Genomic DNA, 26767 nt, shown 5'->3' on the forward strand with positions numbered 1-26767 from the left:
TGGATCTTGGTGCGACCACGGTCAAAATATGTTATGATCTCTGTATGGCTTAACGACAAGCGGATAAAGTGGTTAAAGGAGTAAATAATGAAAAGAAGAACTGCAAGAGAAAAGGCGCTACAAACATTATTTCAAATTGATGTGAGCAATATTGATCCGAAAGAGGCCATTACACATGCGCTGGATGAACAAGAATCAGATCCTTTTTTCGAGGAACTGGTTTTCGGTGTGCTTGAAGAAAAGGACAAACTTGATGACATGATCTCTCGGCATCTAGTGAATTGGAAACTCGATCGTATTGCAAATGTAGACAGAGCCATTTTAAGGCTGTCTGTGTACGAGATGGTGTATCAAGAAGACATCCCAGTTAGTGTCTCAATGAATGAAGCGATTGAACTCGCCAAATTATTCGGCGATGATAAAGCACCGAAATTTGTAAATGGTGTACTTTCAAACATTAAAAACGACCTAAAGCAGCAATAGGAGGATTCGACATGACAGCAGCAATCATCGATGGGAAAGAAACAGCAAAAGAAAAGCGTGAACAATTAGCAAAAGAAGTAGAAGAGCTAAAACAAAAAGGAGTCACACCTGGTCTTGCCGTTATTCTAATCGGTGATGATCCGGCTTCACTTTCTTACGTACGCGGGAAGAAAAAAGCAGCAGAAGCAATGGGCATGCATTTCCAGCTTGATCATTTAGATGCTTCTTTAACAGAAGAAGAATTGCTTCAGCTGATTGATCAGTACAATGCGAACGATCAATTCCACGGGATTCTTGTTCAACTTCCACTGCCTAAACACATTTCTGAAAAAGCCGTCATTGAACGTATTTCACCTGAGAAAGATGTGGATGGTTTCCATCCATTAAATATCGGGAAAATGCTGCTTGGGGAAGATACATTCCTTCCTTGTACACCAGCAGGCATTGTTGAATTACTGAAAAAAACGGGTGTCAGTCTTTCCGGAAAAGAAGTAGTCGTTGTGGGACGCAGTAATATTGTCGGCAAACCAGTTGGACAATTGCTGTTAAATGAAAACGCGACGGTTACTTACTGCCATTCAAGAACGGCAAATATTTCAGAACACACGTTAAAAGCGGACATTTTAGTTGTTGCCGTCGGTCGAGCAAACTTTATTAAAGCTGACCAAATCAAAGAAGGCGCAATTGTCATCGATGTAGGAGTCAATCGTTTGGATACTGGGAAGCTTGTTGGGGATGTTGATTTTGAAGAAGCAAAAGAAAAAGCTTCTTACATTACACCAGTCCCTGGCGGAGTCGGTCCAATGACGATTACGATGCTTGCACACAATACGGTTAAATCAGCAAAACGTACATTAGCATAAGCTTTATCCATTCATCCACCTGCATGCTGCCGGTGGATGAATGTGCGTTTTTGAAGAGGAGGAATACGTCATGAGTGAAAAAGCCTTTGTGACGGTCACAGCCCTTACAAAATACATAAAAAGAAAATTTGATGTTGATCCGCATTTAGAAGATATTTGGATCAAAGGTGAGTTATCCAATGTGAAGATTCATTCAAGAGGTCATGTGTACTTCACCTTAAAAGACGAGAACGCACGCATGCAAGCTGTTATGTTCCAGCGTTCCGCAGCAAAGCTGCCTTTTTCACCAAAAAGCGGAATGAAAGTGTTTGTACGCGGCGGGATTCAAGTATATGAACCAAGCGGCAACTATCAATTATATGCAAAAGAAATGCAGCCTGATGGTGTTGGTGCTCTTCATCTTGCTTATGAAGAGTTGAAGAAAAAGCTGGCAAGTGAAGGCTTATTTGATGCGCGCTATAAAAAACCAATTCCTGAATTTCCAGAGGTTGTTGGTGTTATTACATCCCCAACAGGAGCGGCTGTTCGAGATGTCATCACAACAATTAACCGGCGCTATCAGCAGGCGAAAATCATTGTGCTTCCGGCGCTAGTCCAAGGTGAGAATGCCACCCGTTCAATCGTAGAACGGATCAAGGAAGCAAATGAAAAACAGCTCTGTGATGTCTTGATTGTCGGAAGAGGAGGCGGTTCGATCGAAGAACTTTGGGCCTTTAATGAAGAAGCTGTCGCAAGAGCGATCTTCGCATCAGACATTCCAATCATTTCTGCAGTGGGGCACGAAACGGACTTTACGATCAGTGATTTCACTGCAGATATGAGAGCACCCACACCAACAGGAGCAGCCGAGCTCGCTGTTCCAAGCACAGCCGATTTAATAGAACGAATCAAATCCATTGACATTCGGCTCACAAGGGCTGTGAAAAATCGAACGTCACAAGCGAAAGACCGTCTTGTGGCGCTGCAATCCTCTTATGCATTCCGTTTTCCAAAACGATTGCAGGAGCAAAAAGAGCAGCAATTCGATTTGGTATTTGACCGTTTTCAAAAACAGCTGACGAGACAAATTGAACAAAAACGCAGTCAACTAGACCGCCAGACATACAGGCTGAAGCCGCTTCATCCAAAAGAGCAGCTGCTTCAGGCGAAAAAACGCCACGCCAATGAAACAGAACAGCTCGTTCGCAGCATGAATGTGCAAATGAAAACAATACATTCGCAGTTCCAATCTGTTCTTGGTAAACTAAATGCATTAAATCCACTTCAAGTGATGGAAAGAGGCTACAGTTTAGCCTATAAAGACGATGAACTGATTAAAAGTGTGAACCAAGTCGATACGAAGGATCAGCTGGCTATCACCATGAAAGATGGACGTCTGATTTGTGAGGTTATTGAGAAGGAGGGGCAATCATCATGACAGAATCAAATAAACAAAAAGAAGAACAAATGACATTTGAAGAAGCGATGAAAGGTCTTGAGGAGATCGTTGGGAAGCTAGAAGAAGGAGATGTACCACTTGAGCAAGCCATTCATTATTTCCAAGAAGGCATGACACTTTCAAAGCTTTGTCATGAAAAATTACAGCACGTTGAAAAGCAGATGGATTTCATTTTAAAAGAGGACGGTGAGCTGGCTCCTTTCTCAGTGAAGGAGGCAGATGCTGGTGACAAGTAATTTGCAGGCTTTTTTAACAACACGAAAACAGGCCATTGAAGATTATTTATTTACATATGTTCAGAAATTGAAGATTCCAGAAGACCTAAAATCTTCAATGCTTTACTCTCTTGAAGCTGGAGGGAAAAGACTTCGTCCTGTTCTCGTTCTTGCTTTATTACATGCCTACGGAAAAAACGAAGAAGATGGCATACCGGTTGGCTGTGCTGTAGAGATGATTCATACGTATTCATTGATACATGACGACCTTCCTTGCATGGACGATGATGACCTTCGCAGAGGAAAGCCGACCAACCATAAAGTATACGGGGAAGCAACCGCGGTCCTCGCTGGCGATGCACTTTTAACGGAAAGCTTCCGCCTCATTACATCGCAGCTATCTAGCAGCGTCTCTGCTGACCAAAAGCTCAGAATCGTAGATGAGCTTGTGAGGTCAGCAGGTGCACTAGGAATGGTTGGCGGTCAATTTGATGACATGGAAGCAGAGCAAAAACAAGTGCCGCTTGCTGAATTAGAATCCATTCACGCCCGTAAAACAGGAAAGCTTCTCACATTCAGCGTCACAGCAGGTGCAATGCTGGCAGGAGCATCTGATGACGATATCGAAAAACTAAGAGAATTCAGCTATCATATTGGCATTGCTTTCCAAATCCGTGATGACATTTTAGATCTCGAAGGAAGCGAAGAAAAAATAGGAAAACGGGTCGGCTCTGATACAGTGAATGAAAAGTCGACATACCCTTCTTTATTAACGCTTTCAGGAGCAAAAGAAAAGCTGCACGAGCACATCACACGTGCAAAAGAAATTGTCTCAAATCTTGAATTAGAGCAGCAATTGCTGCATGAGTTATGTGATCTGATCGCCTCAAGAGATCATTAAAAACAGCCTAGATTTGAGGGTCTTCGAGCAATTGTGGTAAACTGTAAACAGTTTATCATGATGAGACAACTCTTATTCCTGCTTGGTTTTCCTAGGAATAAGGCATTATATATGTAGATAGAAATTTTGTTGAAAGCGAGTTGATCCTGATTGGATCTTTTATCAATAAAAAATCCAACGTTTCTAAAAGGAATGTCAAATGCAGAATTAGAGGAGCTTAGTGCTGACATTCGCATGTTTTTAATTGAGTCTTTGGCTAACTCTGGCGGGCATATTGGTCCGAACCTGGGTGTCGTTGAACTCACGGTTGCCCTTCATAAAGTATTTGACAGCCCGAAAGACAAATTCCTTTGGGATGTTGGACATCAGTCTTATGTTCACAAGCTGTTAACTGGAAGAGGAGCGGAGTTTGATACACTTCGTCAATATAAAGGACTTTGCGGTTTTCCTAAACGAAATGAAAGTGAGCATGATGTTTGGGAAACAGGCCACAGCTCAACGTCATTATCTGGCGCGATGGGGATGGCGGCGGCGCGTGATATTAAAGGGACAGATGAATATATCCTGCCGATTATCGGAGATGGTGCATTAACCGGAGGTATGGCGCTGGAAGCCTTGAATCATATCGGTGATGAAAAGAAAGATATGATCGTCATCTTAAACGATAATGAAATGAGTATTGCACCAAACGTCGGTGCGATTCACACAATGCTTGGCAGACTGCGCACAGCAGGCAAATACCAATGGGTAAAGGACGAGCTCGAATATTTATTCAAGCGAATCCCAGCTGTAGGCGGAAAGCTTGCTGCCACAGCAGAGCGTATTAAAGACAGCCTCAAGTATTTACTTGTGTCTGGTATGTTCTTTGAGGAAATGGGATTTACTTATTTAGGTCCTGTCGATGGACATTCTTATGAAGATCTTTTTGAAAACCTTGAATATGCTAAGAAAACAAAAGGTCCTGTCCTGCTGCATGTCATCACGAAAAAAGGAAAAGGCTATCAGCCGGCAGAATCCGATAAAATTGGGACTTGGCACGGCACAGGTCCATACAAAATTGATACAGGTGATTTTGTAAAACCAGCAGCTGCTGCACCGTCATGGAGTGGTCTTGTCAGTGAAACAGTCAGAAAGCTGGCACGGAAAGATGAGCGGATTGTTGCCATCACGCCTGCGATGCCTGTTGGCTCAAAACTTGAAGGTTTCGCAAAGGAATTTCCAGAGCGAATGTTTGATGTTGGAATTGCTGAGCAGCATGCAGCCACAATGGCAGCTGGGCTTGCAACGCAGGATATGAAGCCATTTTTAGCGATTTATTCAACATTCCTGCAAAGAGCTTATGATCAAGTGCTGCATGATATTTGCCGTCAGAACCTCAATGTATTTATCGGGATTGACCGTGCGGGTCTTGTCGGTGCTGATGGAGAAACACATCAAGGCGTGTTTGATATTGCCTTCATGCGTCATATGCCGAATATGGTGCTCATGATGCCAAAGGATGAAAATGAAGGCCAGCACATGGTCAATACAGCCATTCAGTATGATGACGGTCCTATTGCCATGCGCTTCCCGCGCGGAAATGGGCTGGGCGTGAAAATGGATGAACAGCTCAAAACCATTCCGATTGGGTCTTGGGAGGTTCTTCGTCCAGGGAAGGATGCCGTGATCTTAACATTCGGTACGACGATTAAAATGGCGCTGCAAGCAGCTGAGGAACTTCAAAAAGAAGGGAAATCAATTCGTGTCGTCAACGCGCGGTTTATTAAGCCGCTTGATGAAGCGATGCTAAATGACATTCTTTCTGAAGGGATTCCGATTTTAACAATTGAAGAAGCTGTGCTCCAAGGCGGGTTTGGCAGCAGCGTATTAGAATATCTACACGACAAGAAGGCATCACATATCAAAGTAGAACGTATGGGTATCCCAGATGAATTTATTGAGCATGGAAGTGTTGATGCTCTGCTTGAAGAAATTGGTCTGACGAAAGCACAGGTTGCTGAGACTTTACGTGACCTGCTTCCTGCAGCACCAAGAAAAGGAATTGGATCATGACATCAAAGAAAGAACGACTTGACGTTTTATTAGTCGAACAAGGACTAATGGAAACAAGAGAGAAAGCAAAGCGTGCCATCATGGCAGGGACCGTTTACTCAAATGAAAACCGTTTGGATAAACCAGGAGAGAAAATTGCTCGTGATACACCGCTCACAGTGAAAGGGAATCCTCTCAAATACGTAAGCCGCGGCGGGTTAAAGCTCGAAAAAGCGCTCAAAGAATTTGACCTGACAGTTGAAGGGAAATTGCTGATTGATATTGGTTCTTCAACAGGCGGATTTACTGATTGTGCACTTCAAAATGGAGCGGTCAAATCATATGCTGTAGATGTTGGCTACAATCAGCTTGTGTGGAAATTAAGGCAGGATGACCGAGTCATCGTCATGGAGCGTACCAATTTCCGCCATTCCGTCCCAGCTGATTTTACTGAAGGATTGCCAGAAGTGGCATCGATTGATGTATCTTTTATTTCACTTAAACTTATTCTGCCGGCTTTAAAGCATATTCTTGTTCCGGGTGGTGACTGTATTGCACTCGTTAAGCCTCAATTTGAAGCAGGCAGAGAGCTTGTTGGGAAAAAAGGCATCGTGCGCGAACCGTCTGTCCACCTCGGTGTACTAGAAGAGATGAATCAATTTGCTGCAAAAGAAGGCTATGATGTAAAGGATGTATCTTTTTCACCTATCACTGGTGGAGACGGAAATATTGAATTTCTGCTTCATTTAGTGCTTCATCCTGATCAAGAAGTAAATGCGGCTCTTCCTGCTTCAGAACTTGAGAAGGTCGTCAAGGAAGCCCATTCTGTATTGAAAGAAAAGAAAAACAGCCCTGAGCCGGCTGACACATGAAATCATTGAAACAAAAGGAATAATAGCTCGCTATTATTCCTTTTTACATGGTCAAAAGACGAGAATCGGCTGTATCTCACGTAATGCTTGTTTTTTGAACTGTGCATCATATAACATAGAACGTAAAGACAAACTGAGAATGAAACGCCTAGGGGGGTCAAATATGAATAAAGGTCAAAGGCATATTAAAATTAGAGAAATCATTGCAAGCCAAGAAATCGAAACACAGGATGAATTGGTCGATATTTTGAAAGCCGATGGATATAACATCACACAAGCGACCGTTTCTAGAGATATTAAAGAATTACATTTAGTGAAAGTACCAACGAACAATGGAACATATAAATACAGTCTTCCTGCGGATCAGCGGTTTAACCCGCTGTCAAAGCTGAAGCGATCCCTAATGGATGCATTTATTAAAATGGATGCTGCCAGTCATTTAATTGTTCTTAAAACAATGCCGGGTAATGCTCAGGCGATTGGTGCTTTAATGGATAATTTAGATTGGGAAGAAATTATGGGAACGATTTGCGGGGATGATACCATTTTAATCATTTGCCGCACTCCAGATGATACAGAGACAGTTTCGAGCAAAATTTTAGAGCTTCTATAAAGAATCAGGTTTACAAAAAGAGGTGTCAAATGAGTGTTAGCAGAACTAACCATTAAAAACTTTGCAATCATTGAAGAGTTAACGGTTTCATTTGAAAAAGGACTCACGGTTCTAACGGGGGAAACAGGTGCCGGAAAATCCATCATGATTGACGCTGTCTCACTTCTCGTGGGAGGAAGAGGGTCTTCTGAATTTGTCCGCTACGGTGAAAAAAAGGCAGAGCTGGAAGGGCTTTTTCTTGTACCAGCCGATCATCCTGTATTTGCTTTATGCGAAGAGCAAGGAATTGACGCATCAGATGAAATGATGATCCTCCGCCGTGATATTAACAACAGCGGGAAAAGCATATGCCGCATTAATGGAAAGCTTGTCACCATCTCAATTTTACGGGAAGTAGGCCGGCTTTTGCTTGATATACATGGTCAGCACGATAACCAGCTGCTCATGGAAGATGAAAATCATCTGCATTTGCTCGATCAATTTGGGGCAGAAGAAATTGCACCGGCTCTCTTGCAGTATCAAGAAGCATATGATCAATATATGAAGACGGCTCAAAAGCTCAGACAACTGTCTGAAAATGAGCAGGAAATGGTGCACCGCTTAGATTTACTGCAATTTCAGCTAGAGGAGATTGAGGCGGCGCAATTAGAGCCGGGAGAAGATGAAAGGCTTCAGGAAGAGCGTCATCAAATCAGCAACTACGAAAAAATCTATTCCTCACTTCAAAACGCATATAACGCCTTGCGTAATGAGCAAGGCGGTTTAGATTGGGTGGGCATGTCCTCAAGCGAGCTTGATCAGGTGTCTGAGATCAACGATGATTTGAAGAAGCTATCTGAACAAGTGTCGAACTCCTACTACTTATTAGAGGATTCAACCTTCCAAATGAGAAGCATGCTGGATCAATTAGAATTCGATCCGGCTCGTCTTGATTTTATTGAATCCAGGCTGAATGAAATGAAGCAGTTAAAACGAAAATACGGCACAACCGTTGAGGAAATTTTGGAGTATGCGGCGAAGATTGAAGAAGAAATAGATCAAATCCAAAATCGAGACAGCCACCTGCAGACGCTCAAAAATAAACTGGATGCGATGAGCCGTGATGCCCTGCTCGAAGCACTTAACGTTTCGGAGCTGCGTAAAAAATGGGCCAAAAAACTAGCCAAGCAAATTCAAACGGAGCTCAAGGATTTGTATATGGAGAAGTCAGCATTTGACACAGCTTTTTCTGTTCGATATGCGCCTTTTGGCAGCACCGATTGTCCGCTATTAGACGGAAAACCTGTCCAGCTCGGGAAAAATGGAATCGACCAAGCACAATTTGTCATTTCTACAAATACAGGCGAACCGATGAAATCTTTATCGAAAGTAGCCTCTGGCGGAGAAATCTCACGTGTCATGCTCGCTGTGAAGAGTATTTTCTCAGCCAAACAAGACGTCACATCCATTATTTTCGATGAAGTTGATACAGGCGTCAGCGGCAGAGTGGCACAAGCCATTGCTGAGAAAATTTACAAAGTTGCGTCTGGATCACAAGTGCTCTGCATTACACATCTGCCACAAGTAGCCGCAATGGCTGACACACATCTTTTCATTTCGAAACGCTCTAAAGCGGGCAGAACACTGACGAATGTCAAACCATTAAGTCATGAAGAAAAAGTGAGTGAAATTGGCCGGATGATTGCCGGTGTGGAAGTGACTGAGCTGACAAAACAGCACGCAAAAGAACTATTGCACCAAGCAAATGATGTTAAAACAACAGGGTAGCTGAATCGTCAGCTGCCTTTTGTTATGTTGTCTAAAAACCCGCGTATATACCCATAAAATCGTCTTTTTCTTTTATCAATTTATCCAATCATTTTCTAAAGCTGCCGGTTATAAATCCTCTCGAAGAAGGCAAAAGTAAAGATGTAGCCAAAACATGAGTGTTCTGGTGTGGGTAAGGAGCGAGGAGAGTGAAAAATGAATGCCCGAAAAGATGAGAAAAGCCATTGGTGTGATTCTCCTTGTTTCTTTAATAAGTACAGGGTTTATGAGCATAGTGAAGGAGTACATCAGCATTCCAACAAATGTTGCTGTATTTGAAAAACAGAAGCACTCGATTGACACATCAATTGAAGCGTCAGCCAATGCTTCTTCTCCAGCCTTTAGCCTTTCAGAGAAAAAGAATCAGCTGGATATTACAGGACAAAAGGCGGGGAAAGCTGAAATTGTTTATGATTTTAAAGGATTTCCTATTAAGAAAACAAAAGTTGACGTTCTCCCAGAATTAAAAGTCATTCCTGGAGGACAATCCATTGGCGTCAAGCTCCACTCTGTAGGAGTTCTCGTTGTAGGTTTTCATCAAATCACAACAGCAGACGGCAAAAAATCACCAGGTGAAGCCGCAGGCATTCAATCAGGGGATATGATCATTGAAATCAATGGTCAAAAAATGGAGAAAATGAATGACCTCACTCCATTTATCCAAAAAGCAGGGAAAACGGGTGAAACGCTTCGTTTGCTCATAAAGAGAGATCATAAAACCTTTCAAACAACATTAACACCCGCAAAAGATGCAAGTGAAGGCATCTATCGAATTGGACTTTACATTCGTGATTCCGCAGCAGGAATCGGCACGATGACCTTTTTTGAACCTTCATCTAAAAAATATGGTGCCCTTGGGCATGTGATTTCTGACATGGATACAAAAAAACCAATTGTTGTCGACAATGGAGAAATTGTCAGATCAACCGTGACATCGATTGAAAAAGGCACAGGAGGCAATCCTGGAGAAAAATTGGCGAGATTCTCTTCCGAAAGAAAAACAATAGGAGATATCTCCCGCAACAGCCCTTTTGGTATCTTTGGTACGTTAACCGAAAAGCTTGAAAATCATGTAGCAGATAAACCACTTCCAGTCGCTTTATCAAATGAAGTAAAAGAAGGCCCAGCAGAAATTTTAACGGTTGTGGATCATGATAAAGTGGAGAAGTTTGATATTAAAATCGTCAGCACAACACCGCAGAAATTCCCAGCAACTAAAGGAATGGTATTGAAGGTAACAGATGAGCGGCTCTTAAGCAAAACGGGCGGAATCGTCCAAGGAATGAGCGGAAGCCCCATCATCCAAAATGGCAAAGTCATTGGAGCTGTCACACACGTATTCGTCAATGATCCGACTAGCGGGTACGGCGTACACATTGAATGGATGCTGTCAGAAGCAGGAATCGATCTTTATCAAAAAAACAAAAAAGCAAGCTGATCATCAAACTGCCGCGAATCTTCCGGCAGTTTTTTTCTACCCTTTCTTTCTCTTCCATCATGTTATAAAATAAGGAAAAAGAGATTTTTCGACAAAATGGAAAAAAGCTTGTTGTCAAATTGCAATAATCGTCGATTCGTTAAGAAAAACGTAGAAAAAGCTAGATAATGCTCTATTATTCGGAAAATTAAAGTTTTTTAAAGGTGATAGCATGGTTTTGTCGAATTGAACACTCAGAAGAGAAATGCAAAAGACTAAAGGAATCGACATTGGGGAGGAAAGAACGTGGAGAAAATTAAAGTGTGTGTAGCTGATGACAATCGAGAGCTTGTTGGCCTTTTGACAGAGTACATTGAGGGACAGGAAGATATGGAAGTACTTGGCGTGGCGTATAATGGTCAGGAATGCCTGACATTATTTAAAGATAAAGAGCCCGATGTTCTCCTCTTAGACATTATTATGCCTCATTTAGACGGTCTTGCTGTACTAGAACGCCTCCGTGAAAACAATGAAATGACAAAACAGCCAAGTGTGATTATGCTAACAGCATTTGGACAAGAAGATGTCACGAAAAAAGCAGTTGATTTGGGCGCATCCTATTTCATTTTAAAGCCATTTGATATGGAAAACCTAGTAGGTCATATTCGTCAAGTCAGTGGAAACGGCACACAAGTTACCCATCGATCTTCATCTATCCAAAACAGTGTTCTTCGTAACAAACCTGAACCGAAACGTAAAAACTTAGATGCGAGCATTACGACGATTATTCATGAGATTGGCGTGCCCGCTCATATTAAAGGCTATTTATACCTAAGAGAAGCGATTTCTATGGTGTACAATGATATTGAGCTTCTTGGAAGTATTACTAAAGTGTTGTACCCAGACATTGCAAAGAAATTTAACACGACTGCCAGCAGGGTAGAACGAGCGATTCGTCATGCCATTGAAGTCGCTTGGAGCAGAGGAAACATTGATTCCATTTCCTCACTCTTTGGTTATACTGTCAGCATGTCAAAAGCGAAACCAACGAATTCAGAATTTATTGCCATGGTAGCTGATCGTCTGCGTTTAGAGCATAGAGCAAGCTAGTATATTTTTTATGAAAAAACGTTTCTTCATAGAGACGTTTTTTATTTTGAAAGATGTTGTCAAAAATTGGTTAGGTTGATAAAATCATCTTAATGTTTAAATTGGACAAACGGGCAGCTTTATTTTCAGAATAAAATGAAAAATAAAGCATGAATAAAATAAAAATAACATAAAGTAGTGGTAATCAGCTGCGCCAATTGATCGTTAAGTCTTCAAAATAGAAGAAGAAAACGCTCATTCGTAAGAAAAAGGATGAGAGTAAAAGGTCTTATGGATTTGGTAATTAAAGCAAACGAGATCGAAAGTTCTATTTCTATTGACCTGATTGGTTGGCGTTTTAAAGTCACTGGCTTCTTAGAGATTGTGCCATTTGAACTGAATATTCCCATTGTCGAATTTAATAATTTTCACATTCTTTTACTATGCTATAATAATGAAAAGAAGAGGGTGAGGTTATGGGAAAGCTGAAAATCCACTCTGCTGAGGTAGCGAACGAAATTAGCAAGTGGACGAGGGTCATTTCTCAGAATGACCTAGAAAAATCTGCTGTCTATAAAGAGAAAATTCAGAATTTGCTAAAAAATACAGATGAAGACCGTGAAGTTCTCCTTTATTATCAGCTTGTTGACGGCAGACATGAAATGTTACTTGGAAATATTGAAAAAGCCAATCAAATTATGAAAAGTGTCGGAACGCTCGATGAGAAAGCAGATGACATTATTAATTTTTATTTTTACTTTTACAAAGGTCAATATGCTGCATATGTGAAAAAGTATGATGAAGCCATTAGTTTTTACAAAATTGCAGAACAGCGGTTAAAACGTGTGAATGAAGACCTGGAAGTAGGAACTTTTCACCATAAGGTTGCTTCGATCTATTACGAACTGAAACAAAATTTCATATCCATTAATCATATTAAAAAAGCCATTGATACATTCAAAGCACATGAAGAGTACACAGCGCAGGCGATTGACAGCTTGATTTTACATGCAAGTAATTGTATTGATTTATTCCAATTCAATGAAGCAGAGGAAAAGTATCAAGAAGCACTTGAAAAAAGTAAGCGTATTAACAATGAAGTGCTGATTGGGAAATGCTATCACAATTTAGCTGTTCTTTATTATGCAAAGCATGATTATGAAAAAAGCGCACATTATGCCAAAAAAGGGATGGGCATTCAAATTCACCGTGACAATAGCCATTATTACATCCAATCTTTATATGTTCTGGCAAATGCCTTGGTTCATCTAGGAGATCAAGAGGCGAGGGAATATATTAAAGAGGGTATTCTGTATAGCTGCGATATCCAAAATAATGAATATATAGTAAAATTTGAAATTTTAGATTTGATGTGCGAGAATAGTGGGGCAGCAGACGTATTCTCTGAAAAATTAGACTACATAGAAAAAAATAGATTATATGTGGAGCTTGAGGATTTGTCTGAACAAATATCGAAATACTTCAAGGAACGAAATGACTATCAAAATGCCATTCGTTTTCTTGAAAAGAAATTCGATGCACAAATACTTCAAAAGAAAGTGGAGGTTATCTTATGAAAAAGTTGTTGTTAGGTGTAACCGTTGTTACAGCAGTCGCAGTTGTTTCTTCCCTTTTTGCTCTTGACGCAGAGACGACAGAGCAAGCCATCAGAGCGATTACGTGATCGAATTTATCTGTCAACCTCTTCGTACGAATCAGAAGAGGTTTTTTTTATGTGCTCAAACTGGAAAAACGAAAAAAGACACGTCATAATGAAAGGAAGCATCATATTTAGAGGTGACCTATGACGAAAATTTTTGCACACAGAGGCTTTAAAGGCATCTATCCTGAAAACACCATGATAGCCTTCGAGCATGCACTCCATTCGGGAGCAGACGGAATTGAGCTGGATGTTCAGCTGACAAAAGACGGCAGGCTTGCTGTCATTCACGATGAGAAACTGAACAGAACAACGAATATGAAAGGTTTAGTAAAAGACCATACATATGAAGAATTAAAAGCAGGAGATGCGAGTCATTCTTTCTATGAAGAAACCGGTGCTGTATCCATTCCGCTTCTAGAGGAAGTATTAGAGCTAGTGACCCAGCAATCATCATTAATCATCAATATTGAACTGAAAAACTCCATTTATCGATATCCGGGTATCGAGGAGAAAGTAAAAAAGCAAATCGAGCATTTTCAAATAGAAGATCGTGTACTTGTTTCATCTTTTCATCACGGCAGTTTAGCTCTTTTTCACAAACTGATGCCGCATGTTGAACTAGCTGTACTCACAATGGATGTGATTCATCAACCGGAGATGTATATAAAAACAGTACCAGCAAGAGGCTACCATCCGAATATCAAGGGTGCAGGCGTGACCAAAGAGGTCGTGTCAGCTCTTCATGCATCTCAGCAAGTGATCAGGCCGTTTACAGTAAATAGTGAAAAGCAAATGAAAAACATGTTTTCCTTAGGTGTCGATGGCATTTTCACTGATTTTCCTGACCGAGCCGTGAAAATAAGAGAAGAAATGAAATAAAGACCTGCTATCATCAGCGGGTCTTTTTTTCACGTTTTATCTCTGCTTAAAGCGAGCAGTCACTTTATTTCGTTTACGGTCTCTATATAAAATAAAGCCAGCCACTACATAAAGACCCACCCCTAAAAATACCAAACCTGCAATCCCTTGCAGCCATAAAAATGGAAATGGCTCAATGATGATGCCGAAAACAGTATCACGCAGCAGCTTAATCCCAAGTGCTGCAAGCGCGCCAGGTATTAAAATAATCACTAGTGCAAGTATTCTCCCCATCAAATGTCCCCTTAAACGTCATTTACTTCCATTGTCTAATTCAAAAAATATTTTGTCAAGAAAGGAAAACGTGGTAATATAAGAGTTGTGCAATTTTTTGCAACGGAAAAATATGGTGTGCAAATTTTTTCATATAAAGGGGTAACGGGATGCAGAGAGTCTTGATTGTCGGTGCAGGACAGGGTGGATCAGCATTGCTTGAAACATTGCTGAAGACAAATATGATTCAAATCATTGCGATCGCCGACCTTGATCTTGAGGCACCGGGGATGGCAGAAGCGAAAAAGAATGGAATTGATACGACAACGGATTGGAAAGAATACATAAAAGATGACATTGATATCATTATTGAAACAACAGGCAGTTCAGCAGTGCTGAAAGAACTGATGGAAGAAAAGCCAGAGCACGCTGTTATTGTTCCAAGTTCGATGGCATACGTGATATCAGAATTAATGTCAGAAAAACAGCAGCTGATTCAAATATTAAAGGAACAAACCTATAAGCATGACCGCATTTTTAATGCAACGAACGACGGGATGATTTTTATAAACATGGATGAAGAAGTCGTCCTGTTTAATCGATCAGCGGCCAAAATGGTTGGATGTTCGCAAAAAGATGCGATTGGCCGCCACATACGAGAAGTAATCCCAAATACAAAGCTTCCCGACATTTTAAGATCGAGAGAGCCAGAATTTAATCAAAAACAATTTCTGAATCAGCAAATACAAATTGTCACAACGCGTTTGCCAATTATTGATGACGCAGGGAGAATGCTAGGCGCTTTATCCATCTTTAAAGATATTACAGATGCCGTTGAGCTTGCGGAGGAAGTGACCAACCTTAAAGAAGTGCGAACGATGCTGGAGGCGATCATTCAATCGTCGGATGAAGCCATATCGGTTGTCGATGAGCAGGGAAAAGGGATCTTAATCAACCGGGCTTATACGAAAATGACTGGATTAACAGATAAAGAAGTTGTGGGGAAACCAGCAGGTGCAGATATTTCTGAAGGAGAAAGTATGCATCTGAAGGTACTTGAAACAAGAAGACCAGTTCGAGGCGTCAGAATGAAAGTCGGACCGAATAAAAAAGATGTGATCGTCAACGTAGCGCCAGTCATTGTTGATGGCATTTTAAAAGGCAGTGTCGGCGTCATTCATGACGTATCAGAAATTCAATCACTCACGAATGAATTAAATAAAGCAAGACAGCTCATCCGAACACTTGAAGCAAAGTACACTTTTGAAGACATCATTGGAGAAAGTGAGCAAATGCTTGTGGCACTTGAGCAGGCAAAGCTAGGCGCGAAAACGCCAGCCACGATTTTACTCCGGGGAGAATCAGGTACTGGAAAAGAGCTGTTTGCACACGCCATTCATAATGAAAGTGACCGGAAATATAATCGCTTTGTACGGGTCAACTGTGCAGCCTTATCTGAGACCCTTTTAGAGTCAGAGCTTTTTGGCTATGAAGAAGGAGCGTTTTCTGGTGCAAGGCGCGGCGGGAAAAAAGGGCTGTTTGAAGAGGCGAACCAAGGCAGCATTTTTTTAGATGAAATTGGTGAAATGACGCCAAGTACACAGGCGAAGCTGCTGCGTGTCATGCAGGAGAAAGAAATTGTAAGAGTAGGCGGAACAAAGGCCATACCGGTCGATGTTCGTGTGATCACGGCGACAAATGTCAATATTGAAAAAGCGATGGCGGAAGGAAAGTTCAGAGAAGATTTATATTATCGAATGAACAGATATCCGATCTCCATCCCGCCGCTAAGGCAGCGTCTTGAGGATATTGACTCGTTAAGCAAACGTCTCATCCAAAAGATCAATTTAGACTATGGACGGAACGTGAGCGGGTTAACCGAACAGGCACTTAATAGACTGCGATCATATAAGTGGCCTGGAAACGTAAGAGAGCTTGAAAATGTACTTGGACGAGCCATGATCTTTTTGAACCCGCAAGAAGAATGGATTGATGAGGGGCATATTTCGTTCATGGAGTCAGAAGATCAGGAAGAAAAAGAGCAGCAGGAACTGACTGTCAGTCAATTTGAGGGAGAGACGCTTTCGGATGCTGTTGAGGCATTTGAAGCGCAGTTGATTAAACAAACCCTTGAAAAGCATCAATTCAATCGCACGAAAACAGCGAAAACGTTAGCGATCAGCATTCGGAACCTTTACTATAAAATGGATAAATATCAACTTGCAAAAGATAGCATGCAATAAAATGCATGTAACCTGCAAATTATTGCGCGAATGTCATGCGAACCGCCTCATTTCACTGCATTTCAAACTGGCACGGAACTTGCATATAAAACATGAACCGAGCACAAGGAAAGGTGGGCATATATGAAGCTTGACGATCTGATTATGAAAGCCGCCCAGCTGCAGAATAAAACGGCGGCTGTGGCTCATGCAGAAGACGAAGAAGTGCTTCATGCCATCAAGATGGCAATTAAGCGAAAGGTCGCTCGCTTTCTCCTGGTTGGGAACAAACGCAACCTGAAGGAGCTAGTGAAGCAGCATGAAATCAATGAGGACTGGATAGATATTATTCATTCAGATTCTCCCGAGGAATCGGCCAAAATTGCCGTGCAGGCAGTGAGCGAGAAGCATGCAGATATTTTGATGAAGGGGCATGTCCCGACAGCCGTTCTTTTAAAAGCGGTACTGAATAAAGAATATGGGCTCAGGACAGCGAGTGTCCTATCACATGTCGCGGCATTCGAAGTGCCGGGCTTTGACCGCTTTATTTATGTCACGGATTCTGCGATGAACATCGCGCCCGATTTAAATATGCTGAAAGAGATTACGATCAATTCTGTTCAAGTAGCACAAGCTGTCGGAAACGACATGCCAAAGGTTGCAGTGCTCTCTGCGGTGGAGGTCGTGAATCCGGCAATGGATTCAACTTTGACTGCGGCAAGTCTTGCGCAAATGAATCGGCGGGGGCAAATTTCTGGATGCCTGATTGATGGGCCTCTTGCTTTAGATAATGCCATTTCTCAAACGGCAGCTTCTCATAAAAATATTACGAGTGATGTAGCCGGCCATGCAGATATTTTGCTTGTGCCAACAATTGAGGCAGGAAACATTCTTTATAAATCTCTCATCTACTTTGCACATGCAAAGGTGGGAGCTGTGGTGGCAGGAGCGAAGGCGCCGATTGCTTTAACAAGCCGGTCTGATTCAGCCGAAAGCAAGCTTTATTCAATTGCACTTGCCATCTGTACATCAAATTAAGTGGAAGTAATAGGAGGAATAACACGATGGAACTTTTTAAATATATGGAACGATACGATTATGAACAGCTTGTATTTTGTCAGGATGAGCAGTCTGGCTTAAAAGCCATTATTGCGATTCATGATACAACACTTGGGCCAGCACTAGGCGGAACGAGAATGTGGACGTATGAAAACGAAGAAGCAGCCATTGAAGATGCACTGCGTCTAGCAAGAGGAATGACTTATAAAAACGCGGCAGCAGGACTTAATCTTGGCGGCGGAAAAACAGTCATCATCGGCGACCCGAGAAAAGACAAAAATGAAGAAATGTTCCGTGCATTTGGACGTTACATTCAAGGGCTGAATGGCCGCTATATTACAGCGGAAGATGTCGGTACAACGGTAGAAGATATGGATCTCATTCATGAAGAAACAGATTTTGTTACAGGGATCTCACCTGCATTTGGTTCATCCGGAAATCCGTCTCCAGTCACTGCTTACGGTGTATATAAAGGGATGAAAGCCGCTGCCAAAGCAGCATTTGGAACCGATTCATTAGAAGGAAAAACAATTGCCGTCCAAGGTGTTGGAAATGTCGCTTACAACCTGTGTAAACATCTGCATGAAGAAGGCGCACAGCTCATTGTCACAGATATCAACAAAGACTCTGTCAAGCGAGCTGTTGAAGACTTCGGCGCAAAAGCAGTCGACCCTGACGATATTTACGATCAAGCATGTGATATTTATGCACCGTGCGCACTTGGTGCAACCATTAACGATGTGACCATTCCTAAGTTAAAAGCAAAGGTGATTGCAGGTGCTGCAAATAACCAGCTAAGAGAAACGCATCACGGAGACCTTATCCATGAAATGGGGATTGTATATGCTCCTGATTATGTGATCAATGCAGGCGGTGTGATTAACGTTGCTGATGAGCTTTATGGCTATAATGCAGATCGTGCGATGAAAAAAGTCGAAGGCATTTATCAAAATATTGAACGTGTGATTGAAATTTCAAACCGTGATGCCATTCCAACATATAAAGCGGCAGACCGATTGGCTGAAGAGCGAATTGAAAGAATGCGCAAATCAAGAAGTCAATTCTTGCAAAATGGTCAACATATTTTAAGCCGTCGCTAATTTGAAGAATGAGTTGAAACGGAGGTTTTGTTTTTGCTGACAAAAGAATGGCGTATTCTCACGATTAACCCTGGCTCTACTTCAACAAAAATCGGTGTGTTTCACAATGAACGTTCTATTTTTGAAACGACACTAAGACATACAGATGAGGAATTAAAGCAGTTTCCTCATATTATTGATCAATTTTCATTCCGTAAAGAAACCATATTGAAAACACTGCATGAACAGGGGATGAACATCTCAAAGTTTGATGCAGTTTGCGCGCGCGGCGGTCTCCTTCGTCCGATTGAAGGAGGCACATATGAAGTCAATGAGCAAATGGTGGAAGACCTAAAAGAAGGATATGCCGGCCAGCACGCATCCAATCTCGGCGGAATCATCGCGAGAGAAATTGCACTTGGCCTGAATATCCCAGCCTTTATTGTCGATCCAGTTGTAGTGGATGAACTAAAACCAATTGCTCGTATTTCAGGGCTGCCAACGATTGAAAGAAAAAGCATCTTTCATGCATTAAATCAAAAAGCGGTCGCAAGAAAAACAGCGGCTTCTTTTGGAAAAAGTTACGAAGAATTGAACATGATTATTACTCATATGGGCGGCGGTATCACCATTGGTGTTCATGAAAAAGGAAAAGTCATCGATGTCAATAACGGTCTGCATGGCGAAGGTCCTTTCAGCCCTGAGCGTGCGGGAACCTTGCCGACAGGTGATCTTGTGAATCTTTGTTTTTCGGGTGAGTATACCCAAGAGGAAATGCTCAAACGTATTATTGGTGAAGGCGGGCTTGCGGGCTATCTTGGCACGACAGACGCTGTGAAAGTGGAACGCATGATTGAAGCAGGTGATCAGCGGGCTGCGCTTATTTATGAAGCAATGTGCTATCAAATTGCCAAGGAAATTGGTGCAGCGAGTGCTGTCTTAAAAGGAGCAGTTGACGTCATTGTATTAACAGGCGGACTTGCGTACAGCAAACAGATTACATCAAGTATTCGCGGCTATATTGACTGGATTTCTGATGTTGTCGTGTATCCAGGTGAAAATGAGCTGCAATCGTTAGCAGAAGGTGCGCTTCGTATTTTAAAAGAAGAAGAATCACCGAAAGAATACCCAAATGATCAACGGATGGAGAAAGGTGTGACAAGTCATGGCAACTGAATATGACCTCGTCATTCTTGGTGGAGGCACAGGCGGCTATGTAGCTGCCATCCGTGCCTCACAGCTTGGATTGAAAACAGCAGTTGTAGAAAAATCAAAGCTTGGCGGAACATGTCTTCATAAAGGCTGCATTCCGTCTAAAGCGCTGCTCAGAAGTGCAGAAGTTTATCAAACCGTCAAACGCGCAGCTGATTTTGGTGTTGAGGCAGGCGGCATTGCCTTGCAATTTGCCAATGTGCAGAAAAGAAAAACAGAGATCGTCGAAAAACTAGCAGGCGGCGTCAAACATTTAATGAAACAAGGAAAAATTGATGTATATGAAGGGATCGGCCGTATTCTTGGCCCATCTATCTTTTCGCCAATGCCAGGGACCATCTCAGTAGAAATGGCAAATGGAGAGGAAAATGAAATGCTGATTCCAAAGCAGGTCATCATTGCGACAGGGTCAAGACCGCGTGTGCTGCCAGGGCTTGAAGCAGATGGAACACACATCCTTACATCAGATGATGCACTTGAACTGCCAGAGCTTCCGCAGTCGATCCTCATTGTCGGAGGCGGAGTGATCGGAATCGAGTGGGCGTCTATGCTCAATGATTTTGGTGTGAACGTCACTGTGATTGAGTTTGCAGATCGCATTTTGCCAACAGAGGATCATGACATTTCTAAAGAAATGGAAAAGCTATTATCTAAAAAAGGCATCACTTTTGTGACAAATGCGAAGGTACTGCCAGATAGCGTAGAAAAGCAGGGAAATCTCGTGACAATTCAAGCGGAAAAGGATGGAGACATTCAGACGTTTGAAGCGGAAAAACTCCTTCTTTCAGTCGGCAGAGTACCTAATATCGAAGGCATAGGTCTTGAAAACACGGACATCCAAACCGAAAAACAAGGCATTGTCGTGAATGAACATTATCAAACGAAAGAATCGCATATTTACGCAATAGGAGATGTCATTGGCGGGCTTCAGCTGGCACATGTCGCTTCACACGAAGGTATGATTGCTGTAGAACATATGGCTGGGAAAGATCCAAAGCCGCTCGACGAAACGCTCGTTTCTAAATGTGTTTACTCTCACCCAGAAACCGCTAGTGTTGGACTCACTGAACAGGCGGCAAAAGAGCAGGGCTTTGAAGTCAAAATAGGGAAATTTCCATTTATGGCGATTGGAAAAGCGCTTGTGTACGGGGAGTCTGATGGATTCGTCAAAATCATTGCCGATCAAAAGACAGATGATATTTTAGGAATTCATATGATTGGTCCTCATGTAACAGATATGATATCTGAAGCTGGATTAGCCAAAGTACTTGATGCAACCCCGTGGGAAGTGGGGCAGACGATACACCCGCATCCGACCTTATCAGAGGCGATTGGCGAGGCTGCCCTTGCTGTTGACGGGAAGGCGATCCATTTTTAATCAAGGAGGGAAACATGATGAGTAACATGCGTCATCAGGAATTAGGATTATCAGATGAACAAGCAATTGATATATACAGAACAATGCTTCTAGCAAGAAAAATCGATGAACGGATGTGGCTTTTAAACCGTTCGGGGAAAATTCCGTTCGTCATTTCTTGTCAAGGACAGGAAGCGCAGCAAGTCGGCGCTGCATTTGCTCTTAATAGAGAAGAAGATTACGTCTTACCTTACTATCGTGATATGGGGGTTGTCCTTGCTTTTGGGATGACAGCAAAAGATTTAATGATGTCTGGTTTCGCAAAACAAGACGATCCAAACTCAGGCGGAAGACAAATGCCGGGGCATTTTGGACAAAAAGCAAATCGAATTGTAACCGGATCATCGCCTGTCACAACGCAGGTTCCTCACGCGGTGGGGATTGCCCTTGCTGGACGATTAGAGCAGAAAAACTTTGTCAGCTTTGTCACGTTCGGTGAAGGCTCATCAAACCAAGGAGATTTTCACGAAGGCGCTAACTTCGCTGCTGTGCATAAACTGCCTGTTATTTTCATGTGTGAAAACAATAAGTACGCGATTTCCGTACCATATGATAAACAAGTGGCCTGTGAACGCATTTCAGATCGTGCGATTGGGTATGGTATGCCTGGTGTCACCGTAGATGGAAATGATCCGCTTGAAGTATATGCCGCTGTCAAAGAAGCGAGAGACCGTGCGGCTAGAGGCGAAGGCCCGACATTGATTGAAACGATCTCTTACCGTTTAACTGCGCACTCAAGTGATGACGATGATTCAAGCTATCGAGAAAAAGAAGAAGTGCTCGAAGCAAGAAAGAAAGATCCGCTCATCCAATATGAAACGTATTTAATCGAAGGAAACGTCATGACTTCTGAAATGAAAGAAGAGATGACAAAAGAAATCATGCAAATCGTAAACGAAGCTACTGATGAAGCGGAAAACGCAGCTTATGCTGAGGCAGAAAGCGCACTTCGTTACGTGTATGCGGAGTAAGGGGGAAGAAAAATGCCTGTTATGTCATATATAGACGCCATTACACTGGCGATGAAAGAAGAAATGGAACGAGATCCGAAAGTGTTTGTGCTCGGAGAGGATGTCGGGAAAAAAGGCGGCGTATTTAAAGCGACAGCGGGTCTTTACGAGCAATTTGGAGAAGCGCGCGTCATGGATACACCTCTTGCAGAATCAGCCATTGCTGGTGTAGGTATTGGGGCAGCGATGTATGGAATGCGCCCAATTGCAGAAATGCAATTTGCGGATTTCATTATGCCTGCAATCAACCAAATCATTTCAGAGGCTGCAAAAATTAGATACCGATCAAATAATGATTGGAGCTGTCCGATGGTCATCCGCGCACCTTACGGGGGCGGCGTACACGGGGCACTTTATCATTCACAATCGGTCGAAGCCATTTTTGCTAACCAGCCTGGTTTGAAGATTGTGATGCCTTCTACACCTTATGATGTCAAAGGTCTTCTAAAGGCTGCAGTGCGTGATCCAGATCCTGTATTGTTCTTTGAACATAAACGTGCATACCGTCTTATTAAAGGAGAAGTGCCTGAAGAGGATTACACTCTTCCGATTGGAAAAGCAGATGTGAAACGAGAAGGCGATGATATTACGGTCATTACATATGGCCTTTGTGTCCATTTTGCGCTGCAAGCAGCAGACCGCCTTGCAAAAGACGGCATTTCCGCTCATATTCTCGATTTGAGAACAGTGTACCCGCTTGATCAGGAAGCGATTATAGAAGCGGCTTCTAAAACAGGTAAAGTGCTTCTGTTAACGGAAGATACAAAAGAAGGCAGCATCATGAGTGAGGTTGCGGCGATCATTTCTGAGCATTGCTTATTTGATTTAGACGCACCAATCAAACGCCTGGCAGGACCAGATATTCCGGCAATGCCTTATGCGCCGGCAATGGAGAAATTCTTCATGGTCAACCCGGATAAGGTAGAAGCTGAAATGAGAGAGCTAGCGGCGTTTTAAGAAAGAGGAGGGTTTCAAAGTGGCAATTGAACAAATGAAAATGCCTCAGCTAGGTGAAAGTGTAACAGAAGGAACCATTAGTAAATGGCTCGTTTCACCTGGCGATCATGTGAATAAATACGATCCGATTGCGGAAGTCATGACGGATAAAGTGAACGCAGAAGTCCCGTCATCTTTTACAGGAACGATTACAAAGCTATCGGCTGAGGAAGGCGAAACGCTGCAAGTAGGAGAAGTGTTCTGTGAAATTGAAGTAGAAGGAAGCGAGCAGCAGAGCGTGAAAGAAGAAGCAGCACCTGAGCAAAGCGAAGCGCCTGAAGCAGATCAAACAAATGAGAATCAAAGTCAAAAGAAACGTTACTCTCCAGCCGTTCTTCGTTTAGCAGATGAGCATGGCATTGATTTAGCGGCTGTTCAAGGTACGGGAGCAGGCGGCCGAATTACTAGAAAAGATTTGCTGCAGCTCATTGAAAACGGCGGCGTCAAAGAGAAGACAGCACCTGTCAATGAACGTGCCGTTCAACCGGAGCCTGCGCAGTCATCTAAAGCAAAAGCGGCGCCTGCCGTCCCTTCCATGCCTGGTGATGTTGAGCTGCCAGTCACGCCGATCCGGCAGGCAATTGCGGCCAATATGCTGAGAAGCAAACATGAAATTCCGCATGCATGGACGATGATGGAAGTCGATGTGACAAATCTAGTGACAAGAAGAAATCAGCTGAAGGATCAGTTTAAAGCAAAAGAAGGCTTTAACTTGACGTTCTTTGCGTTCTTTGTCAAAGCAGTGGCTCAGGGCTTAAAGGAATTCCCTGAAATGAACAGCATGTGGGCCGGAGATAAAATTGTGCAAAAGAAAGCAATCAATGTTTCGATTGCTGTCGCTACAGATGACGCTCTTTTTGTTCCAGTCATTAAGGATGCGGATGAAAAGACCATTAAGGGCATCGCCAAAGAAATTCATGAGCTGGCGTCTAAGGTGAGACAAGGAACGCTTAAGCAAAGTGATATGGAAGGCGGTACCTTCACTGTCAACAACACGGGATCATTTGGTTCGGTACAATCAATGGGAATCATTAATTATCCGCAAGCGGCGATTTTACAAGTAGAATCGATCGTGAAGCGTCCAATGATTGTAAACGGAATGATTGCGGCAAGAGACATGGTCAATCTTTGTCTCTCATTAGATCACAGAGTACTAGATGGTCTTGTATGCGGCAGATTCCTTCAACGAATTAAACAAATCCTTGAAGGCATCGACGAACAGACATCTGTTTATTAAAACAATATTTTCCCCCTCCCGGCATGAGAGGGGGATTTCCACATCTAGGAGAAAGGAGCGATGATATGTCTGGACTAGATTTTTTTGCTTTTCTCACGATTGGTCTCATGTTTATCACAGCGATTGCCTTCGCTTTTCTGCGGTACATTTCTAAATCACACAATCATCCTGAACGATTACTGCTTATCATATCGATCGTTTCAATCATTCAAATCGTGTACTGTCTGCTGATTGTCGGTGGGTTTAAAGGAGCAGCCAATAGCTTTTTAGGAATATCGCTTCTCGCAGGGACACTGCTCGGATATGCACTTGAATATTTATACAGACGCTATATCAAAAAAACGCCCGAATCAAAATGATGTCGGGCATTTTTTATTCTGCTGGAACAATAAAGGTCAAATGCTGTTTTAACACTTCTAAAGAAGAGGGGGCTGTCATATAAACCTCACCATCTGTATCAGCATCCATTTCCTCTTTTGTGTTGATATGAATACTGGACGCTTGAATGAGAGACAGATCGCCTGTGAAATCCTCCAGCTCTTCCCGGTTCATTGAAAAGATTTCTTTTAAAGCAGAGAAACTCGTATTTCTGCATATTAAGATTTCTGCTTTTCCATCATCAATGGCTGCATGAGGCAAATCAATTTTATTCGTACCGATAAAATGTCCATTCATGACAAGAACGATGACGGCTTCCTCTTCCCAGCTTTCCTCTTCTGTCTCAATACGTACGTGAAAAGGATCTGTTTGCTGCAGGGTGCGCAGGGCACTTGTGAAGTAGCTGATTTTGCCGAGTACGGCTTTTTCCTTGTCGTTAATATTGTTGGACGTGTCTGCGATCAGTCCAATTCCCCAAAAGTTTAACACGTATCGATCTTCTGCTTTGATTAAGTCGACCTTTTTCTCTTTGCCGTCTACAATCATTTGAGCGGCTTTTTGCATTTGTTGAGGAATACCCAGTGTTCTAGAAAAATCATTGCATGTCCCGCCTGGTAATATCGCTACAGCGGGCCTTTTTTCTAGACCGCCAATGCCGTTCATGCATTCATGCACGGTACCATCTCCGCCTAATATGATAAGCAATTCCACCGTCTCATCAATATGACGGCAGAAATCATAAGCATCATTTGGCTGTTTTGTTGGTTTAAGAATGAGTTCATCAATATGTAGAGAAAGAAGAGGCACTGTTTGACCGAGTGTTTTTTCCATGTTTTTTTGTCCAGCATTTCCATTATAAATGAGCATCGCTTTTTTGAATTGTGCCATCACGCAGTTCTCCCTTTCATCTCTTTATCATCACTTTTCCCCAATTTGACAGCTCATAAACGATGTTCGGAAAAAGAGGCGAAGGAAAAGACAACACATTTGCCCACAGGCGTTTTCCTTGATATGATGGAGTTAAAATGGTTTTGGTACGCAAAAGGAGTGGACGGACATGAATATTGATTTTAATTTATTTATGAATGATATTGTGAAACAAGCGAGAGAAGAAATAAAGCAGGCAGGCTACACTGAGCTCACATCAGCTGAAGAAGTAGACGAAGCACTGACTAAAAAAGGGACGGCACTTGTCATGGTGAATTCAGTATGCGGCTGTGCAGGCGGTATTGCAAGACCAGCTGCCGGCTATTCTGTTCATTACGATAAGCGTCCAGATCAATTGCTGACAGTGTTTGCTGGACAGGACAAAGAGGCAACGGCAAGAGCCCGTGAATACTTTGAAGGCTTCCCGCCATCTTCACCATCTTTTGCATTATTAAAAGATGGAAAAATCATTAAAATGGTCGAGCGTCATGAAATTGAAGGACACGAGCCAATGGAAGTCGTGTCAAAACTACAAGCCGCTTTCGATGAGCATTGCGAAGAAATCTAACATGTGACTTTTGAATGAATAAATATTAAGCAGTCCGGTCTTTAGATCGGTCTGCTTTTTGTTTTATAAGACAATAGAGTCAAAATAATTTTAGCAAAATACTATTGCATCTTAAAAAGAAAGTGTTTAAAATACATTAT

General features: G+C 42.4%; 25 protein-coding genes. 23 read left to right on the forward strand and 2 right to left on the reverse strand.

From position 1 onward, the window contains the following. Nucleotides 1–87 precede the first annotated feature (87 nt). The 13 genes from nusB (at nt 88) to NSS92_RS03315 (ending at nt 14270) form a co-directional block, all read left to right on the forward strand. On the forward strand, nt 88–483 hold the full coding sequence (gene nusB, locus NSS92_RS03255) for a transcription antitermination factor NusB (RefSeq protein WP_340866900.1): 396 nt from the start codon (nt 88–90) through the stop codon (nt 481–483). A gap of 11 nt (nt 484–494) precedes the next feature. After that, nucleotides 495–1346, forward strand: a complete 852-nt coding sequence (gene folD, locus NSS92_RS03260) for a bifunctional methylenetetrahydrofolate dehydrogenase/methenyltetrahydrofolate cyclohydrolase FolD (RefSeq protein WP_142945977.1) — start codon at nt 495–497, stop codon at nt 1344–1346. 70 nt (nt 1347–1416) lie between these two features. Further along, the gene (xseA, locus tag NSS92_RS03265; RefSeq protein ID WP_340866901.1) at nt 1417–2763 is read left to right on the forward strand and encodes an exodeoxyribonuclease VII large subunit; all 1347 of its coding nucleotides are present in this window, start codon (nt 1417–1419) and stop codon (nt 2761–2763) included. Next, nucleotides 2760–3020, forward strand: coding sequence for an exodeoxyribonuclease VII small subunit (locus NSS92_RS03270; protein ID WP_003215880.1), 261 nt, complete (start codon nt 2760–2762; stop codon nt 3018–3020). Before xseA ends, NSS92_RS03270 begins: the two co-directional genes overlap by 4 nt. Beyond that, nucleotides 3010–3900, forward strand: a complete 891-nt coding sequence (locus NSS92_RS03275) for a polyprenyl synthetase family protein (RefSeq protein ID WP_340866902.1) — start codon at nt 3010–3012, stop codon at nt 3898–3900. Before NSS92_RS03270 ends, NSS92_RS03275 begins: the two co-directional genes overlap by 11 nt. 150 nt (nt 3901–4050) lie before the next feature. Next, nucleotides 4051–5952 (forward strand): 1-deoxy-D-xylulose-5-phosphate synthase, encoded by a 1902-nt coding sequence (gene dxs, locus NSS92_RS03280; RefSeq protein WP_144471078.1) that lies wholly within the window; start codon nt 4051–4053, stop codon nt 5950–5952. Then, nucleotides 5949–6803, forward strand: coding sequence for a TlyA family RNA methyltransferase (locus NSS92_RS03285; protein ID WP_340866903.1), 855 nt, complete (start codon nt 5949–5951; stop codon nt 6801–6803). The genes dxs and NSS92_RS03285 overlap by 4 nt, the downstream gene beginning before the upstream one ends. 163 nt (nt 6804–6966) lie before the next feature. Next, the gene (gene ahrC / locus NSS92_RS03290; RefSeq protein WP_024422938.1) at nt 6967–7416 is read left to right on the forward strand and encodes a transcriptional regulator AhrC/ArgR; all 450 of its coding nucleotides are present in this window, start codon (nt 6967–6969) and stop codon (nt 7414–7416) included. Nucleotides 7417–7449: 33 nt separating this feature from the next. Continuing rightward, nucleotides 7450–9183 carry a DNA repair protein RecN gene (recN, locus tag NSS92_RS03295; RefSeq protein WP_267587351.1) on the forward strand — a complete coding sequence of 578 codons (1734 nt, stop codon included), beginning with the start codon at nt 7450–7452 and terminating at the stop codon, nt 9181–9183. 199 nt (nt 9184–9382) lie between these two features. Next, nucleotides 9383–10660: a SpoIVB peptidase gene (gene spoIVB, locus NSS92_RS03300; protein ID WP_025092993.1), complete on the forward strand. Its 1278-nt coding sequence runs from the start codon at nt 9383–9385 to the stop codon at nt 10658–10660. A 285-nt stretch (nt 10661–10945) separates the two neighbouring features. Further along, nucleotides 10946–11749, forward strand: a complete 804-nt coding sequence (gene spo0A / locus NSS92_RS03305; RefSeq protein WP_024422935.1) for a sporulation transcription factor Spo0A — start codon at nt 10946–10948, stop codon at nt 11747–11749. Between the two features lie 455 nt (nt 11750–12204). Beyond that, complete coding sequence (locus NSS92_RS03310) at nt 12205–13305, forward strand: Rap family tetratricopeptide repeat protein (protein ID WP_340866904.1); 1101 nt, start codon at nt 12205–12207, stop codon at nt 13303–13305. A 227-nt stretch (nt 13306–13532) separates the two neighbouring features. After that, nucleotides 13533–14270: a glycerophosphodiester phosphodiesterase gene (locus NSS92_RS03315; RefSeq protein ID WP_048239245.1), complete on the forward strand. Its 738-nt coding sequence runs from the start codon at nt 13533–13535 to the stop codon at nt 14268–14270. Between the two features lie 36 nt (nt 14271–14306). Here NSS92_RS03315 and NSS92_RS03320 read toward each other — a convergent pair whose 3' ends face one another. After that, complete coding sequence (locus NSS92_RS03320; RefSeq protein WP_111292269.1) at nt 14307–14543, reverse strand: DUF2627 domain-containing protein; 237 nt, start codon at nt 14541–14543, stop codon at nt 14307–14309. Between the two features lie 149 nt (nt 14544–14692). On the opposite strand from NSS92_RS03320, the gene NSS92_RS03325 reads away from it, so the two are divergent. The 9 genes from NSS92_RS03325 to NSS92_RS03365 all read left to right on the forward strand — a co-directional run bounded on the left by NSS92_RS03325 (nt 14693) and on the right by NSS92_RS03365 (nt 25113). Then, entirely contained in the window at nt 14693–16765 is a 2073-nt protein-coding gene (locus NSS92_RS03325; RefSeq protein ID WP_340866906.1) for a sigma-54-dependent Fis family transcriptional regulator, read from the forward strand. 123 nt (nt 16766–16888) lie between these two features. Continuing rightward, complete coding sequence (yqiS, locus tag NSS92_RS03330; RefSeq protein ID WP_041106819.1) at nt 16889–17782, forward strand: phosphate butyryltransferase; 894 nt, start codon at nt 16889–16891, stop codon at nt 17780–17782. 26 nt (nt 17783–17808) lie between these two features. Then, nucleotides 17809–18903, forward strand: coding sequence for a branched-chain amino acid dehydrogenase (gene bcd / locus NSS92_RS03335; protein ID WP_003215658.1), 1095 nt, complete (start codon nt 17809–17811; stop codon nt 18901–18903). A 33-nt stretch (nt 18904–18936) separates the two neighbouring features. Further along, nucleotides 18937–20058: a butyrate kinase gene (gene buk, locus NSS92_RS03340; RefSeq protein ID WP_411353429.1), complete on the forward strand. Its 1122-nt coding sequence runs from the start codon at nt 18937–18939 to the stop codon at nt 20056–20058. Continuing rightward, the gene (gene lpdA, locus NSS92_RS03345) at nt 20048–21472 is read left to right on the forward strand and encodes a dihydrolipoyl dehydrogenase (protein ID WP_340866908.1); all 1425 of its coding nucleotides are present in this window, start codon (nt 20048–20050) and stop codon (nt 21470–21472) included. Before buk ends, lpdA begins: the two co-directional genes overlap by 11 nt. A 17-nt stretch (nt 21473–21489) precedes the next feature. Continuing rightward, entirely contained in the window at nt 21490–22482 is a 993-nt protein-coding gene (locus NSS92_RS03350) for a thiamine pyrophosphate-dependent dehydrogenase E1 component subunit alpha (RefSeq protein ID WP_039179824.1), read from the forward strand. Nucleotides 22483–22494: 12 nt separating this feature from the next. Then, nucleotides 22495–23478, forward strand: a complete 984-nt coding sequence (locus NSS92_RS03355) for an alpha-ketoacid dehydrogenase subunit beta (RefSeq protein ID WP_095408966.1) — start codon at nt 22495–22497, stop codon at nt 23476–23478. 19 nt (nt 23479–23497) lie between these two features. Continuing rightward, on the forward strand, nt 23498–24754 hold the full coding sequence (locus NSS92_RS03360) for a dihydrolipoamide acetyltransferase family protein (protein WP_340866909.1): 1257 nt from the start codon (nt 23498–23500) through the stop codon (nt 24752–24754). 65 nt (nt 24755–24819) lie between these two features. Continuing rightward, on the forward strand, nt 24820–25113 hold the full coding sequence (locus NSS92_RS03365) for a YesK-like family protein (RefSeq protein ID WP_340866910.1): 294 nt from the start codon (nt 24820–24822) through the stop codon (nt 25111–25113). A 13-nt stretch (nt 25114–25126) separates the two neighbouring features. On the opposite strand, the gene NSS92_RS03370 is transcribed toward NSS92_RS03365, so the two are convergent. Then, nucleotides 25127–26020 carry a YegS/Rv2252/BmrU family lipid kinase gene (locus NSS92_RS03370; protein WP_267587359.1) on the reverse strand — a complete coding sequence of 298 codons (894 nt, stop codon included), beginning with the start codon at nt 26018–26020 and terminating at the stop codon, nt 25127–25129. 169 nt (nt 26021–26189) lie between these two features. Between NSS92_RS03370 and NSS92_RS03375 the strand changes: the two genes are divergently transcribed. Continuing rightward, nucleotides 26190–26627: a BrxA/BrxB family bacilliredoxin gene (locus NSS92_RS03375; RefSeq protein WP_024428021.1), complete on the forward strand. Its 438-nt coding sequence runs from the start codon at nt 26190–26192 to the stop codon at nt 26625–26627. Nucleotides 26628–26767: the final 140 nt, after the last annotated feature.

The organism is Bacillus sp. FSL M8-0166, from assembly GCF_038008825.1.
Taxonomy (GTDB): domain Bacteria; phylum Bacillota; class Bacilli; order Bacillales; family Bacillaceae; genus Bacillus; species Bacillus safensis.

Excerpts from the sequence above, each read along its gene's own strand:
- NSS92_RS03320 (WP_111292269.1), bottom strand. The coding sequence starts at position 14,543 with ATGGGGAGAATACTTGCACTAGTGATTATTTTAATACCTGGCGCGCTT.
- NSS92_RS03370 (WP_267587359.1), bottom strand. The coding sequence starts at position 26,020 with ATGGCACAATTCAAAAAAGCGATGCTCATTTATAATGGAAATGCTGGA.
- NSS92_RS03310 (WP_340866904.1), top strand. The coding sequence starts at position 12,205 with ATGGGAAAGCTGAAAATCCACTCTGCTGAGGTAGCGAACGAAATTAGC.
- NSS92_RS03350 (WP_039179824.1), top strand. The coding sequence starts at position 21,490 with ATGAGTAACATGCGTCATCAGGAATTAGGATTATCAGATGAACAAGCA.
- lpdA (WP_340866908.1), top strand. The coding sequence starts at position 20,048 with ATGGCAACTGAATATGACCTCGTCATTCTTGGTGGAGGCACAGGCGGC.
- folD (WP_142945977.1), top strand. The coding sequence starts at position 495 with ATGACAGCAGCAATCATCGATGGGAAAGAAACAGCAAAAGAAAAGCGT.
- NSS92_RS03375 (WP_024428021.1), top strand. The coding sequence starts at position 26,190 with ATGAATATTGATTTTAATTTATTTATGAATGATATTGTGAAACAAGCG.
- xseA (WP_340866901.1), top strand. The coding sequence starts at position 1,417 with ATGAGTGAAAAAGCCTTTGTGACGGTCACAGCCCTTACAAAATACATA.
- spoIVB (WP_025092993.1), top strand. The coding sequence starts at position 9,383 with ATGCCCGAAAAGATGAGAAAAGCCATTGGTGTGATTCTCCTTGTTTCT.
- ahrC (WP_024422938.1), top strand. The coding sequence starts at position 6,967 with ATGAATAAAGGTCAAAGGCATATTAAAATTAGAGAAATCATTGCAAGC.
- nusB (WP_340866900.1), top strand. The coding sequence starts at position 88 with ATGAAAAGAAGAACTGCAAGAGAAAAGGCGCTACAAACATTATTTCAA.
- bcd (WP_003215658.1), top strand. The coding sequence starts at position 17,809 with ATGGAACTTTTTAAATATATGGAACGATACGATTATGAACAGCTTGTA.
- NSS92_RS03315 (WP_048239245.1), top strand. The coding sequence starts at position 13,533 with ATGACGAAAATTTTTGCACACAGAGGCTTTAAAGGCATCTATCCTGAA.
- NSS92_RS03355 (WP_095408966.1), top strand. The coding sequence starts at position 22,495 with ATGCCTGTTATGTCATATATAGACGCCATTACACTGGCGATGAAAGAA.
- NSS92_RS03365 (WP_340866910.1), top strand. The coding sequence starts at position 24,820 with ATGTCTGGACTAGATTTTTTTGCTTTTCTCACGATTGGTCTCATGTTT.
- yqiS (WP_041106819.1), top strand. The coding sequence starts at position 16,889 with ATGAAGCTTGACGATCTGATTATGAAAGCCGCCCAGCTGCAGAATAAA.
- NSS92_RS03270 (WP_003215880.1), top strand. The coding sequence starts at position 2,760 with ATGACAGAATCAAATAAACAAAAAGAAGAACAAATGACATTTGAAGAA.
- NSS92_RS03285 (WP_340866903.1), top strand. The coding sequence starts at position 5,949 with ATGACATCAAAGAAAGAACGACTTGACGTTTTATTAGTCGAACAAGGA.
- NSS92_RS03325 (WP_340866906.1), top strand. The coding sequence starts at position 14,693 with ATGCAGAGAGTCTTGATTGTCGGTGCAGGACAGGGTGGATCAGCATTG.